Raw genomic sequence first — 15111 nt, forward strand, 5'->3', positions numbered from 1 at the left:
ATCATTTTACGCTTTTAAAAGACCAGCATGACTGAGGGCTGCATCAATAATCTTTTTTGTTCTTTCTGTTAATGGAACAATAGGAGAACGCACAGTATCACCACAAAACCCTAATTTTGCAGCAGCATATTTAATACCTGCTGGACTAGGTTCAATAAACACAGCACGATTAAGAGGCATCAAGCGATCATTTAATTCTCGTGCTGTTTTATAATCACCACGAAAACAAGCGGCTTGAAGCTCTGCACAAAGCTTTGGAGCAACATTAGAGGAAACTGAAATACACCCAACACCTCCATGTGCATTAAAACCTAACGCCGTACAATCATCACCGGAAAGCTGCACAAAATCTTTTCCACACTTTTCACCTTGTTCACTAACGCGCTCAATTCTGCTCGTTGCATCCTTAACACCAATGATATTGTTAAAATCTTGATAAAGGTCTTTCATCGTTTCTACAGCCATATCGATAATAGAACGACCAGGAATATTATAAATTATAATTGGAATAGAAACAGCTTTGGCAATGGAAGAAAAATGCTTGTATAAACCAGATTGATTTGGTCTATTATAATAGGGAGTGACAACCAAAACTGCATCTGCACCAGCTTTTTGCGCGTATTGTGCAAGCTCTACAGCCTCGCTTGTGCTATTTGATCCCGCTCCAGCAACAACAGGAACACGCTTTGCAACCTGCTCAACACACAATTCTATAATCCGCTTATGTTCTTCATGACTTAACGTTGCTGATTCACCTGTTGTCCCAACAGGGCTTACACCGTTAATCCCTTGTGTGATCTGCCATTCAACAAAATCACAAAACGCCTTCTCATCAATTGCGCCCTTGTTATCAAACGGTGTGATAAGCGCAGTTATAGCTCCCTTGAGCATGATAAACTCCCTATAATATTTGCTTTTATTTTTTTATAATCGCCTTTTATAAATTTTAAATAGAGCATAATCTTGCTCTATCATTGAAGCAAGATGAATTTCAAAAAAAGCCCTCATAAGATGAAAATGTCCCTCCTTAAATGTTGAACATTTCTTCAAAACAAGCCGTCTGTATTAACGCGTTTTTCACGCTTGTGTTCTATAAATCCTTAAGTTTTTACAAAAAGCAAGGTCTCAAGGTCTTTTCTCTATGCGTGTATTTTCCACCTCTCTTTTCGTATCAACCTTTACTGCACTTATACTGGCAGTAAGAATTTTATTTTCAAGTGCATATGCACAAACACCTCTTTTGCAAGGAAAAGCGCCAATCCCTTTGGTTCGCCCTACTCCCTTTACCGCAAAAGAAGCTCAAGAATCTCTTCAACAGATACACACGACATCACACAATACTGCTACACTTCAGCAACTAAAAGCTGGGCTAGATGCACTAGCAAACAACAATATTGCAAAAACAATAAATCTTCGAAATTCAATGGAAACACATAGCCTTGATCGTCATATTTTGACATGGGCGCTGGGGGTATCAAACCAAGCGAATATACCAAGTTCTGAAATATTTAATGCAATCAACATGCTAAAAGGATGGCCAGGTATAGAAACGATGCAACGCAATGCTGAACGTGCTTTTCTTAATGAAACCAACGTCACACGCGCAATCATCCAAAAATTTTCTCATCACCCGCCCCAAACAGCACAAGGGATGGCTCTCTTCGCTAAAGCACTTATCGCAACGGGACAAACCACTCGTGCTCAACACGTTATTGCGCCATGGTGGCATAAAACACAGCTTAATGCAAAAGAAGAAGTATTTGTTCTTAAAAATGCAAGCGCTGCATTAAAACCTATTGATCATTTGAAACGCATGCAGTTTATGCTGTATGCACATCGTTTTGATTCAGCAGCACGCGTTGCAAAATTAGCCCATGCTCAATCTCTTTTTAATGCTTTTGTGGCCGTTGAAAAAAATGATCCTAGAGCTACACAAAAATTAAAAGCTGTAGAGAGATCATGGCAAAAAGATCCTCTTTTTCAGTTTGCTCGAATACGCCATCTTCGACGAACAGAGCAATATGATGCAGCAGCAGCACTCATGATGAAAATATCAAAAGATGCATTCCGCCTTATGAACCCTCATTCATTGTGGAAAGAACAACGCGCCCTTTCTCGTGAAATGCTCGATTTAAACAAACCAAAAATTGCTTATCAACTTGTTGCAATGCACACTGGTATAACATCTGCATTAGCCGTCGATGCTGAGTTTCATGCAGGGTGGTATGCACTACGGTTTCTTCATAACCCTAAATTGGCAATGCAGCATTTTTCACGTATTCCTCAACTCTCTTCTTTACCTTTTTATGCATCACGTGGATATTACTGGATGGGACGAACAGCAGAAACGCTAGAAGAACATAAAAATGCCCAGCAATACTTTCATCGCGCAGCTCATTTTGGTGCAACTTACTATGGTCAATTAGCCGCTGCACGACTTAACCAAAAAAAGCTTAAAATTTTCTTTCCCAAACCAACAACCGCTGAGCGACAACATTTTAGTGCACGAAAAGCGATCAAAGCAATTCAACGTCTTGAAGCAGCCGGCTATGCTGATTTTGCTAAAATTTTTTATAGAGAGCTCGGAAAAAAAATAGAAAGCCCAGGTGAGTTAGCTCTTCTAGCTGTTATGGCAGAAAAAAATGGAGACTATTATACCAGCCTCAAAATTGGAAAAATGGCTGCTTTTCAAGGGAAAAACGTCGGGGCACTTTCTCATCCTCTGGGAGCTATACCAGCTTCTGCTCATATTTCTGTAGAAGAAAAATCGCTTATCTATGCCATTGCACGCCAAGAAAGCGAATTTAATCCAACAGCCATATCAAAAGCAGGTGCACAAGGTATACTCCAATTGCTGCCTACAACAGCAAAAGCACTGGCAAAAAAATACTCAATCGCATGGTCTCCTCAAAAATTTAGCAGTGATGCTCATTATAATGCAACATTAGGTGCCCATTTTCTCAATGAACAATTAGAACGTTTTAATGGATCCTATATACTAACCCTTATTGGCTATAATGCGGGTCCCCGTCGAGTCAATGAATGGATAAAACGTTATGGCGATCCTCGAGGACAACCTCTCGATAACGTCATTGATTGGATTGAGCGTATTCCTTATACAGAAACACGTAATTACGTGATGCGTGTCATGGAAAATTATGGTGTCTACAAAGCAAGACTCACTGGGAAAATAGATATAAAAACCGACCTGCTTTCTGGTCACCCCAAATAATATGCCTTAACTTCCCAAATAGCATTTGAAATGCGTTCACAAGAAGTGTTTTTATTCCTTTTTAAATAGTACCCACATACCAACCTTCTTAGGATATATAAAAAAGTAATTTTAATTAATTCAGTATTAATAAATTCGAAATGAGAAAACCCTCCGCTATTTTGGTCTTTTATTCCAAATACAAAATGATGAATTATCATTATAAATCAACATGTCGTACAAATAGTTCATTTCTTCTCAACATAAACGACAATATCATAGAGATTACAAATATAAGAAAAGAGTGAAACAAATAGCTCATCCTTTTACTGCTGCTTATTAGACAATATTCAAATCTTGTGAAACAGCATTTTTTAAAAACTATTTTTTCTGCTTATAACACTTCTACACCAAATAAGAGGTTGTTATATATATCGTTTGGATTATCTCTGATAACAGAATGACAGACTCATTGAGTTAGAAAGCCTTTAAAGACAAACAATTTTCTTCTGCATCTTCCCTTTTCATTCGGTTTTACGACTTTTAAATATGTCAATATCTTTTAATAATGAAGATGAAATTTTGCTTTTTGTTTTTCTCATTTTTACATATAAGCTTTACATATAAGCTCACATCTTTCACACAAAACAAAGCACCCCAAAATAGTATGTTTTTCTTGTTTATATTCTTGTTTTATTTTAATGTTTCTAAGTCCATTTTACAACAGTGTATCTGAAAAGTACTTACGAAAATCCTCTTACGAACGGTATAAAAATCGATTAGACACGATTAACCTTTACTTAATAAAAGCTATAGCTCTATCATCCCATAACTCCCAATGTTGCAACAACCCTTTCATTTAGAGCATTCATAAGAAGTATATTCGCTGCTTTTTAGAAGTTTTTATCCATGCTCCCCCTCAACTTATATCATAAGTAAGCGAATGGCTTTGATTAATTCAACGTCAAAAAAATTAGAACAAACTATATTTTAACTTTCATTAAAATTATAAACAATCATTATAAATCAATATATTATAAGAAAAGCGCCCCGCATAAAAAATCAGCTAAATATTAGGGATACTCTGATTGTTTTATTCACTTTTGATGGTGGCGGTGGTGGAAAAGAACCAATGCGTTGAAGTGCCGCCATCGCTAATCGATCAAGTTCTGGATCACCAGCAGAGACTGCTACACGACTAGAAAAAATACTCCCCTGCTCATGTACCATAAATTCTAACTTCACCGTTCCTTTTGTACGACTGGTACGCTGTCCCACAATATAATTTTTTTGCCTTTCTAATTGTGACTGTACCTTTGCTAACCACTCCATTAACAATATATCTTCAGCCCCTGCTGTACCGCTACCCTTATTGGTGGAAGAAGAACGTACTGCCTTTGCATTGAAGCGCTTTACTACAGCCTTTGGCATCGGTATTGTTTTTTTGATAAACGCTTTATGTTCCACTTTTTGAGGAAAGGCTTCTTCCAAAGGCTTTAAGTCATCTTGTTCTACCATATGCTGTGGTTCTTCCGGTTGAACTTCAGCCACGGATTCCAATTCCTCTGACTCCTTCTCTAGGAGATCAGACTGTAATACTTCTGGCTCTGTATTAATATCCGACTCTGTATGAATATCTGGCAAGTCTGTATCAACATCCGAATGTACAGTTTCTTGCACAAAAGTTAGCATAATCTCCGACGAAAGTAAGTCATTACTTACACCAGTACTTTGAAAATAAAACTGCGCTCCCAATAATATATGCAAAAAGAAAGCTCCAACAAATGCACCAATCCAAAGAGTTAATAATTGCTTCGTATTTGCAAAATTCATCGTTTCTTCTGCCACTATTTTAAGCTTAATATTGGTGTTCAATCTCATTAAAACAGGCTATTTTGAAATTGCAACTTTTTTCTTGACTGATTTTGTCATGTTTAATATGGTTTTCTAGTGATTTTGTGTTATTGGCAAAATCATTTTTGCTTGGCTGGCAAGTTTTAATCAGCGGGTCCAGCCTTTTTGTTATAAAATAAAATTTCAAAACAGAGAGGGGATGTTTAAAAAGGTTGTGATGTGTTATGCAAATAAGACGAAAAAATATCTATAAAAGCTGTGTGATTTTAAGTGCATTATCGGTCTGTATACCTTCATTTGTTTTTGCACGAAATAAAGATGGAGGTGCTATCACTGAACTTAAACCAATTGTTATTGAAGAGAAAAAAATAGGGACGGCCTTGGATTCGGTCAGTGTTCTGACAGATCGGAAAACCGCGAAGGATATTCGTGAAAAACAAATAACTGATGCCTATGATATTAGTCGTCTTTATCCAACTGTGGGCTATAACCCAGGAAATAACAGTTTTGTCATTCGTGGTTTAGAAGCAAACCGTGTTCTCACAACAATGGATGGTATTGTTCTTCCATGGTTCAATGATATATTGCGTGAGAACAGTGGTAACACAATGTTTGACTTTAGTGCACTTTCCACACTCGATGTTATTCAGGGATCAGATTCTAGTTTTTATGGATCTGGTGCACTAGGAGGAGTTGTTGCGTTGCGTACCCTTGATCCTGAAGATCTTATCACAGAAGGAAAAAATTGGGGTGGTCTGATAAGAGGTGGTTATCATTCTGTCGATAATAGTTGGCACGTAGATCAAGCTGTTGCAATGCGTGCTCAACAAACGTTTTTGCTTTTCCAAGGGTCTTATGCTGACGGTCATGAGCGCAAAAATATGGGAACCCTAGAAGGCTATGAAGAACGCACACGTAAAAACCCTGCTCATTTTGATCAAAATAATTTGCTCTTTAAAATTCACCAATACCTTGATGACAATCACCGCCTTGGTTTTACAGCAGAGCGTTTTGGTCACAATATTGATACACATTCATTGAATGCTTCTAAAAGATATTATGCCCCTAGTTCTGTTTATAATAAGGACGAAAAACTCCGTGAACGCCTTTCTCTTTCTTATGACTATAACGGCAATGAAGATGCATTTTTTGATGCATTTCGTGGGCAGATTTATTGGCAAAGACAGTCAAGTCATGATATTATGACTGCAGTTCGTGTTAAGGCCCCCACAGGGGATTTTTTGAGAGATAATTTTTTGCGTAATACCAATTATGGTGTCAACGCTGACGCTCTCAAAAAAGTTCATATTGGTACTGTAGATCATACGTTAAAGCTTGCGGCCAATGTCTTGTCATCTAAATTGCATCATTATTTGTTAGGGAAAGATAATTGTCACTTGGCGGAAAATGCACGGGGATGCCTCTTTGTACCCGCTAATCGGTCAGATTCACCAGATACAAATGGCTATAATTTGGGTTTTGTTTTCGAAGATGAAATTGGCTTTGCTGATAACCATTTCCGTATAACACCTGGAATTCGTTATGATTGGTATGCGTATGTCCCTCAAAAAACGTCCTCTTATAAGAAAGCTCTGATTTCTGACAAATTTCCTCCAGAACGAAATGGGTCACGTTTTTCCCCCAAATTACGTGTAGAGTGGGATGTTCATGATCAAATAACACTTTATGCTCAATGGGCACAAGCTTTTCGGGCACCACGTGTTGCAGAACTTTACGTCTCTTATATAAAACCCCCTGCTTATTACTCGAAGGGCAACCCTGATCTTAAAGCAGAAACAAGCAATGGGTATGATGTTGGTATAAAGTATGGAAATGTAAATTTTGGTGGTTCCTTCAATGCCTTTTTCAATCAATATAAGAACTTCATAGATACTGAGGATAGAGGGCCATCAGAAGAATTTAAATTTGCGCGTCGGCATTACATGAATCGTTTTCACGTGCAAATTTTTGGTGTTGAGACAAAAGCCCATTTAGTTCTTAAAAATGGTTTTCATAGCAATGTTGCTCTTGCTTATTCACAAGGAAAAGATCTTGATAAAAAGGAGTATCTTAACTCAATTCCTCCTTTGAAAGCAGTTATCGGATTAGGATATGCAAAAGAGGTTTGGGGAAGCGATATTATCCTTACTTTGGCCGCCAAACGTGACAAAGTAGCCGGAGAATCTGATTACCAAAAAATTCCAGGATATCATGTCGTTGATATGACAGGGTGGTGGAAACCACTCGGTGAAACGGGACCTATTTTAAGAGCTGGTGTTTATAATCTTTTCAATACAAAATATTGGAATGTATCTGAACTTCCTTCAGGTAAAAGTTCAACACCAAAAGATTATTATAGCCAACCTGGTCGTAACTTTAAGGTGTCGTTTGTACAAAAATTTTAGTTACTTTTGTTAACCATTAGATCAATTAAAAAGGTTATGTCGATAAAAAATAAATTATTGCGTTTCTGTTCTTCTTGTTTTTTAAACAACATATTTTGCGGTTTACGCTTTAACTTTTGTAATTTATCGGTTTTTATTGTTCTATTGTTGATAAAACAAGGGCTTATTTGGTAGTAGGTTGAACCATTAGTTGATAGTGGTTCAACTTACTGTCTTTGAGTTGAAAAATTAAACACTTAACCCTCAAATAGGTAGCATAAGGATAAGCCCATGTCATACACAGCCGAAACGATTATTCGCTTGCGTGAAGAAAAAAAAGAGATGCGTAACCGCGATTTCGCGGATTCTATTGGTATATCCGAAGCAGAACTCATCGCGGCTTATTGTACAATCGGAAAAGCAAAAAAATTACACGCTGATGTCGCTACTTTCTTGGAAAATGCTCCTAAACTTGGCACAATTATGGCATTGACACGGAATAATAATGCTGTCCATGAAATAACAGGATGTTTTGAGAAGATTGTTCAAAGCCAGCACATCCCGATAACACTCGGTGAAATTGACTTGCGTATTTTTTCAAAACAATGGAAGTTTGGTTTCGAACATGATGTGATTATTCTCGGAACACCTATGAAAAGTTTGCAATTCTTTGATCAATATGGCATTGCCATTTTCAAACTCTATTCTAAAGACGCAACTAATATGGAAGAATGGGCTGCACTTGTTGAAAAGTTGCTTCATGACGATCAATCACCTGTACTTGATATTTCTCCCGTTCCTACTCCAGTACAATGTGATACGACAAAGCTGGATGTTGAAAAGTTCCAAAATCGTTGGCGACAGATGACTGATGTGCATCAACTTCATGAGATTATTTCTGAACTGAAAATTAATCGACATGATGCTGTAAAACATGCCGGAAATGAGTTTGCCGATGAGTTAAAAATAGAAGCTGTTGAAATGATGCTCAAACAAGTTGCACAAGAAGAGTTACCAATTATGTGTTTTGTTGGTAATAAAGGATGTATCCAAATTTTCACTGGGCAAGTGAAGAACATTAAGCAAATGGGACCTTGGCTTAATGTTCTTGATCAGAAATTTCACCTCCATTTACTCGTTTCTGGGATCAATAAAGTATGGCGTGTTCGCAAGCCTACGACTGATGGGTATGTCAGCTCACTTGAAGTTTTCGATAAAGATGATGAGATGGTTATTCAATTCTTTGGCGTGCGCAAGGAAGGTCAAAAAGAACGTGAAGATTGGCGCTCTTTATTGAATCGTTTGCCATCGTGCCAAGAAAACAGCAGTAACTAAGATAGGGTAAGGTTGAACATGTTCAGATCTCTTTTACATAGGTTATCAAACCTTTTTCTTATGTGTTTATTTCTCTCTCTTACTTGTTTTTCTAAACAAGTAATTGCTGAACCTGCAACGCGTTTTCCTGAAAATGCTCGAATTGTTTCTATCGGCGGAGCACTTACAGAAATTGTCTATGCATTGGGAGCCCAAGATCAACTTGTCGCCCGTGATAGTACGAGCGTCTACCCACAAGAAGCACTCAAACTTCCTGTGCTTGGATATATGCGTGCTCTTTCACCTGAGGGGGTTTTATCACTTGCTCCAGAGGGCATATTACTTGTTGAAGGAAGCGGTCCTGCTTCAACAATTGATATTCTCAAAAAAACATCAATACCTCTGGTGATCATACCAGAAAACTACTCTCGTGAAAATGTGATAGAAAAGATTCGCCTCGTTGGCCAAGCTATTCAGCGGGAAGTGCAAGCCGCTGCGTTGATTGAGAAATTGAAGCGTGATTTTTTAGACAACGATGCGCTTTTGGCGAAAGTAACAAGACCAAAGCGTGTTCTTTTTGTTTTCTCTGTGCAAAATGGACGTGTCATGGCATCTGGAACAGGTACCGCAGCTGATAGCATGATCAAACTTTCAGGCGCTATCAATGCTATCACCGATTATAAAGGATATAAACTTCTCAACGGCGAAGCGTTATTGAAATCAGATCCCGATGTTATCTTACTTGTAAAACATGGTGCAAAATCAACCAGCATTGATAAGATTTTAGCCATACCGGCAGTTCAAGCAACAACTGCAGCGAAAAATCATGCCATAAAACAGATGGATGCTATGTATTTTTTGGGATTTGGTCCACGCACTGCAGACGCATCAAGAGAGCTTATTGAGATACTTTATGGTGCACATCAAAACGGTAAGAGCTGATAAAAATGGTAAACGGTACATCTAGGATGCATTTACCTAAAGAAAAAGAAGGTAAAAAAATAAACCGTTCAAAGCAGGGGAAGATTTTATTATTAGGCTTAATAATATTCCTTATTTTCAGTATTTTTGGTGGGCTCTTGAATGGTGCAGCAAAGGTTTCTTTCGTTGATCTCCTCCATATGATGCTTACACAAGATTTTTCGGTAAGTAGTAAAACTCGTGATTACCTCGTGCTCATCGACATAAGGCTTCCCCGTGTTATCTTGGGATTATTGATTGGAGCAGCTTTAGCTGTCTCCGGTGTTCTTATGCAAGGGCTTTTTCGTAATCCTCTTGCTGATCCCGGAATTGTAGGTGTGTCAGCAGGTGCTGGACTTGGAGCAGTCTTAGCAATTGTTGTCGGTATTGCTTTTCCTGTTTCATTTGCACCTTTTCTAGAGCCTTATAAAGTTATCATAGGTGCTTTTTTTGGTGGACTTTTATCAACGATTATTCTCTATATAATAGCAACCCATAATAGCTTTACCTCTATTGCAACCATGTTGCTTGCGGGTATTGCTCTTGGTGCATTAAGCAGTGCAGTTGTCGGAACATTGATTTTTGTCGCAAATGACCAACAACTGCGTGATATCACTTTTTGGAGTCTGGGCTCTCTTGCAGGCGCTACGTGGTTGAAAGTATGGCTCGTTCTCCCTTTTATCGTTATTGGTCTTCTTTTCTCTCCCTTTTTATCACGAGCACTTAATGCCCTTGCTCTTGGAGAAGCTGTTGCTGGCCATATTGGTTTCCATATTCAACGCGTCAAAAATATTGCTATTCCCCTTGTTGCTCTTATGTGTGGTAGTGCTGTTGCTGTTAGTGGTGGTATTGGTTTTATTGGTATCATTGTTCCTCATATTTTACGTCAGCTCATTGGTCCTGATCATCGCTATCTCATTCCTTGCTCTGCTCTCTTGGGAGCAGCATTACTTATTTTTGCTGATATGTTTGCGCGCTTAATTGTTGCCCCCGCAGAATTGCCGATTGGGATTGTAACAGCACTTTTTGGTGCACCTTTCTTTCTATGGATCCTTATATGCAAACGAGGAACAGACTTTTCATGATTGAAGCAACAAATATTTGTGTTCAGCGCGGAAAAAAGCAGATTCTTAAACACATTAATCTTCAAGCTAAAAGTGGTGCTTTTACCATTATTATTGGTCCTAATGGATCAGGAAAAAGTACTTTTATCAAAGCTTTGAGTGGTGAAATTCCTTACAGTGGAAAAATAACCTTAAATGGTTATAATGTATGCCAAACAAAAACTCATGAAATGGCAAAAATGCGCGCTGTACTACCACAATCAACAACGCTCGTATTTCCATTCTTAGTCCATGAAGTTGTAGAGCTTGGCCTTTCTGTAAACCAATTTAGCATTGCCAAAGCCGAATTGCAAAATCTTATCCAGAAAGCTTTAGAGTGCGTTGACCTTTCTGATTATGGCAACATGTATTATCACCAATTATCAGGCGGAGAACAAGCTAGAGTGCAACTTGCCCGTGTACTTTGCCAAGTCTGGAAACCTGTTCATAATGGGATTCCTCGCTGGATGATATTAGATGAACCTATTGCTAGCCTCGATATTCAACATCAAATCATCGTTATGGATATTGCTAAACAATTTGCCCATTCTGGTGGCGGCGTTCTTGCTGTTCTTCATGACCTCAATCTCGCGGCACATTATGCAGATAACATGATCTTGCTCAAGGAAGGTGAGATTTATTGCGAAGGAAATGCAACTAATGTTTTGACAACACAAAATCTCCGCGATGTTTATCATTGTTCTTTAAACGTTTCTGAATTACCTAAAGAAGATATCCCTTTTATACTCCCTCAAACGGCATCCTCCTATGAGAATTAGATCTCTAAGCTATCGGCTTCAATCTAAAAACTAAAGTCCATAGCAAAATAAAACATGCAAATATTCAAGAATCTTTTTTATTTTTATATGAACTCCTTTTTGTCATCTATCATTAAAAAAGAAGACCAAGCACCCTAAAGATATTTTGGGAAAAAATACCAGTTTAAAATCTTTTAAGATTTTACGTAACTAAAAACATGTGAAATTTTATTTGCTATCAAACTGTTAGATCATACAAATTTATACAACATAAACATGCGTTTTCCCACTCTTTCTATCACTTTTATCTTTATAAAAATGATTCAAGAAATGCGTATAAATGCCTTTGTTATAATAACGGAGTGTATTATTTATATCTTCTAAGGACCATATAGAAATCAAGTACCTTTCTCCCCTCCATAAAAGATTTATTTGTAGCTTTAAAGGTAATGTTTTCTTTATAATACATATACTTTAGCTTTTTTTTATAAATAAATATTGATTTATACTGATATTTTTTACTTTTCTCTCTCTATTAAAAAATTGTTTATTGGCATATCACAATGCAAAAACAATGCGGAATATAGGGAGGAAGAGAGAATATAGAAATAGCGTTTGTCTTCTGCTTCACAGGCATAATGATGATTCCACTCAAAGGAGTACTATCATTTATAGATAAAGCCTCCACCATGGCAATGCAAAGAAATGAAATCGACAACAAGGTGAAAGATATCTTTATAAAGTGAATTAACTCATACGGGGGATGCTGTTTTTGTACAAAAAACGCTAAAAATATTGTACTTTTTTATGCCTCAGGTTGAATAATTTTATCACCTTACCCCTTATCAAAACACCTTATGAAAAAATATATCTCCAGATCTCTTCACGGCACAGTTTAAATGATTTTTACACATTTTCCCTATGTTATCATATAATTATAAAATAAATTATATCCTTAACTCTTTCTTTCAATCATTTTAAATTTGTTTTTTGACGCTCTCAAGTATTCTATTAACAATATAGATTTCCTTTTCATATGTATAGAAAATAACGCGGAATTGCTCCGCGTTAACAAAATTATCAAGGTGTATGGATTATTCTATGACCCGACCATACTCATGATTTTATAGCATAGACAACGGTTGTATTAACAGGGCGCGTTTCTGCCTCACCCGTATGGGAAAGAGTTACCTTGTGTGTATGTGCACCAGCAGAATCTGTTCTCCCTTTCAGGGTCGCATTATAAGTATAATGATTCGGGAGTCTCCCAATATCACCAACGGGCCATCCTACCCCTTGATACTCAAAATTATGCGCATGCTCGCCTGCGTTTTCAATACTCCCAATATGCGTATGTGATTTTATGCTATCTTGTTGTTCATCTGCAAACTTTCTACCACCATCTAAACCCCGACCATTATCAAAGCCGCGTAAAAACATGCCTCTAAAATCAGGAACTTTAAAAGTTTTATTGCTGTCTTTTCCCCATTTATCACCTATTGCATTGAATAACAGCGGATAATCTTCACGCTTATAGGCCTTACCATCACATAAAAGCCAACCATTTGGCACATTTTGCATAGCAAATGTTGCAATGAATCCAGAGGGAAAACTTTCTATCTTTGGTGGTGTAGGATTTAATAAATACCAACCCTCATGCTCTTTTATTAAAACACCATTATTGTATACCATTTCATAAATGCCATCTGTTTGAAATTCTCCACCTTCTAATGGTATAACCCCCACATCAGTGGCTTTATAGATAAGCTTTTCTCCTATATTATTAACAGTTATGGTTGTCGCGCCAATATTTACACCACAAGCTTTAAAACGTATGACGATATCATTGTTGTATTTCTTTATAGGCGAAACTGTCTTTAAAGTAATTAATGTTGTTTTATCATCCACATTTACTGTAAAGCTTGAATTAATAGATCCACCATTATCTGCAAGATATTCGCGCACGCGCTGCATCATCGCCCGTGCACTATCATTAACAGAACTAGGCGGCTGACCTTCTGCCCAATTAATGATACTATCTGAATAAGCATTTTCATCAGCCTTTAGAGACCAATCGTAAATATTAGACATTTTAAATCCCCCAATTATTTTCATAGTTTTTCTAACAATTTCTCGTTCTGTGCACTAAAATGTGCTGCCGCTGTTGATGGGTACATCATAACCACTGCACCATCCGTATTTACGCATTTTATCTCTCTTCACTCCTTCCAATTTTATAACCTAAATTCACCAGACGCTTTTCATAACATTAGTATTAATGCTTTCTCTTCTAATGTATAATGTAACCACCTCATCTGATGTTACTTAATATCTTGCTTTGTTGCTTTGTTCTTATTATATAATTATTTTTCAAATCTTGCATCTTGTTGCAAAATTTATAAATACTATTCAAAATTTTTCTTATTATGGATTTCATATAACCATTATTGAATATAGTAACTTATCATCCACATAAAAAATTTCTGACTTAAACATTATCTTTTTTTATTTTTTTCAATAGTTTAAATCTATCTCGTCGATATTTTATACCATATATTTTAAACAAAGAAATTCTATCTTTTGGCTATCATTTGTATTAAAACTTTAAAAATTAGCTTCAGATTTTTTGCATGCTTCATTATGTTTTTATTCACACGCAGATACTTTGTTCTATTTTATTCAATTTCTTCCTGAAATTGTGTCACAAGATTAGCACCAATGTTTTTTGAATAAGCTTTTGTTCAATCTAAATGTATCATAGAGAATATATTCACTATGGACATTTGCTCCACACTTTCATTGAACTGGAAATGAAATACTTTGAAATATCAAATATCACATACCTTCACAAAACTTGAAGGTTGTATCCGACCCGGAAAAAATTAAAAAGCCCAACCTCGGCCCTCCCCCAATTTTTATGAACAATATCCTTGTTTTTTAAACGCCCCATAACCAACTTTCCCCCTCCCACACTTAGCACATCTCCCTCTATATATTATTATATGTATATTTTTTTTGCAAGAACAATAAATCATTCTAAACAACATCTTGCAATTATTGGTATTCTTCTTAATTCATGGCAATATTATTAAAGATTAGGTATTGTTTCACGCTTTTGTTTATCGCATTCTTAATGGGAACATCCCCCTCATGAAGAATAGAATGCTCCAAACAAAATATAATGATAGTGCATATTACGCACTTTTTTAAGAAATATTGCTCAAAATATACTCCTTTTATTTTACGACAGCGCACGTCAATAATAAAATAGTAAGCCATTATAGATCATCAGCGTTAAGCTTTTGAAGATACAAGCTGGAACCCATTATACATTTTGTTGGCCCTACGTTTTGACAGTCCTCACATCTTAGAATGTTCATTAAATGACATTTGGCTTCCTTTCTTCAAGTGTTTTGCCCCATACGCCCCCACTTATGACGTGCAAGGAAGTGATTTTATATGAAAAGATGTATGATGAGAGAATCTTATGGTATTCTGAGTTATTATTTTAATATGAAAAAATCTCA

At 36.8% G+C, this 15111-nt stretch carries 9 protein-coding genes; 6 read left to right on the forward strand and 3 right to left on the reverse strand.

What is annotated here, in order from left to right; genetic code table 11:
- Nucleotides 1-6: 6 nt before the first annotated feature.
- Nucleotides 7-891, reverse strand: a complete 885-nt coding sequence (gene dapA, locus ACFIJL_RS01735) for a 4-hydroxy-tetrahydrodipicolinate synthase (RefSeq protein ID WP_375622221.1) — start codon at nt 889-891, stop codon at nt 7-9.
- A 250-nt stretch (nt 892-1141) separates the two neighbouring features.
- Here dapA and ACFIJL_RS01740 point away from each other — a divergent pair, with 250 nt between their 5' ends.
- A complete protein-coding gene (locus tag ACFIJL_RS01740; RefSeq protein WP_375622222.1) occupies nt 1142-3232 on the forward strand; it encodes a lytic transglycosylase domain-containing protein in 2091 nt (696 codons plus the stop codon).
- Between the two features lie 1041 nt (nt 3233-4273).
- On the opposite strand, the gene ACFIJL_RS01745 is transcribed toward ACFIJL_RS01740, so the two are convergent.
- Entirely contained in the window at nt 4274-5044 is a 771-nt protein-coding gene (locus ACFIJL_RS01745; RefSeq protein WP_375622334.1) for a cell envelope integrity protein TolA, read from the reverse strand.
- A gap of 245 nt (nt 5045-5289) precedes the next feature.
- Between ACFIJL_RS01745 and ACFIJL_RS01750 the strand changes: the two genes are divergently transcribed.
- The 5 genes from ACFIJL_RS01750 to ACFIJL_RS01770 all read left to right on the forward strand — a co-directional run bounded on the left by ACFIJL_RS01750 (nt 5290) and on the right by ACFIJL_RS01770 (nt 11605).
- A complete protein-coding gene (locus ACFIJL_RS01750) occupies nt 5290-7470 on the forward strand; it encodes a TonB-dependent hemoglobin/transferrin/lactoferrin family receptor (RefSeq protein ID WP_375622223.1) in 2181 nt (726 codons plus the stop codon).
- 270 nt (nt 7471-7740) lie between these two features.
- On the forward strand, nt 7741-8784 hold the full coding sequence (locus ACFIJL_RS01755; protein WP_375622224.1) for a hemin-degrading factor: 1044 nt from the start codon (nt 7741-7743) through the stop codon (nt 8782-8784).
- Nucleotides 8785-8802: 18 nt separating this feature from the next.
- Nucleotides 8803-9705 (forward strand): hemin ABC transporter substrate-binding protein, encoded by a 903-nt coding sequence (locus tag ACFIJL_RS01760; protein ID WP_375622225.1) that lies wholly within the window; start codon nt 8803-8805, stop codon nt 9703-9705.
- A 5-nt stretch (nt 9706-9710) separates the two neighbouring features.
- On the forward strand, nt 9711-10808 hold the full coding sequence (locus ACFIJL_RS01765; RefSeq protein ID WP_375622226.1) for a FecCD family ABC transporter permease: 1098 nt from the start codon (nt 9711-9713) through the stop codon (nt 10806-10808).
- Nucleotides 10805-11605 (forward strand): heme ABC transporter ATP-binding protein, encoded by an 801-nt coding sequence (locus ACFIJL_RS01770; protein WP_375622227.1) that lies wholly within the window; start codon nt 10805-10807, stop codon nt 11603-11605. Before ACFIJL_RS01765 ends, ACFIJL_RS01770 begins: the two co-directional genes overlap by 4 nt.
- Before the next feature lie 1095 nt (nt 11606-12700).
- On the opposite strand, the gene ACFIJL_RS01775 is transcribed toward ACFIJL_RS01770, so the two are convergent.
- The gene (locus tag ACFIJL_RS01775) at nt 12701-13675 is read right to left on the reverse strand and encodes a tail fiber protein (protein WP_375622228.1); all 975 of its coding nucleotides are present in this window, start codon (nt 13673-13675) and stop codon (nt 12701-12703) included.
- Nucleotides 13676-15111 lie beyond the last annotated feature (1436 nt).

Source organism: Bartonella sp. TT119HLJHH, from assembly GCF_042193385.1.
In the GTDB taxonomy this organism is placed as follows: domain Bacteria; phylum Pseudomonadota; class Alphaproteobacteria; order Rhizobiales; family Rhizobiaceae; genus Bartonella.

Bases quoted from the DNA above. Each gene is read 5' to 3' on its own strand.
- ACFIJL_RS01740 (WP_375622222.1), top strand. From the start codon at position 1,142: ATGCGTGTATTTTCCACCTCTCTTTTCGTATCAACCTTTACTGCACTT.
- ACFIJL_RS01745 (WP_375622334.1), bottom strand. From the start codon at position 5,044: ATGAATTTTGCAAATACGAAGCAATTATTAACTCTTTGGATTGGTGCA.
- ACFIJL_RS01770 (WP_375622227.1), top strand. From the start codon at position 10,805: ATGATTGAAGCAACAAATATTTGTGTTCAGCGCGGAAAAAAGCAGATT.
- dapA (WP_375622221.1), bottom strand. From the start codon at position 891: ATGCTCAAGGGAGCTATAACTGCGCTTATCACACCGTTTGATAACAAG.
- ACFIJL_RS01775 (WP_375622228.1), bottom strand. From the start codon at position 13,675: ATGTCTAATATTTACGATTGGTCTCTAAAGGCTGATGAAAATGCTTAT.
- ACFIJL_RS01750 (WP_375622223.1), top strand. From the start codon at position 5,290: ATGCAAATAAGACGAAAAAATATCTATAAAAGCTGTGTGATTTTAAGT.
- ACFIJL_RS01760 (WP_375622225.1), top strand. From the start codon at position 8,803: ATGTTCAGATCTCTTTTACATAGGTTATCAAACCTTTTTCTTATGTGT.
- ACFIJL_RS01765 (WP_375622226.1), top strand. From the start codon at position 9,711: ATGGTAAACGGTACATCTAGGATGCATTTACCTAAAGAAAAAGAAGGT.
- ACFIJL_RS01755 (WP_375622224.1), top strand. From the start codon at position 7,741: ATGTCATACACAGCCGAAACGATTATTCGCTTGCGTGAAGAAAAAAAA.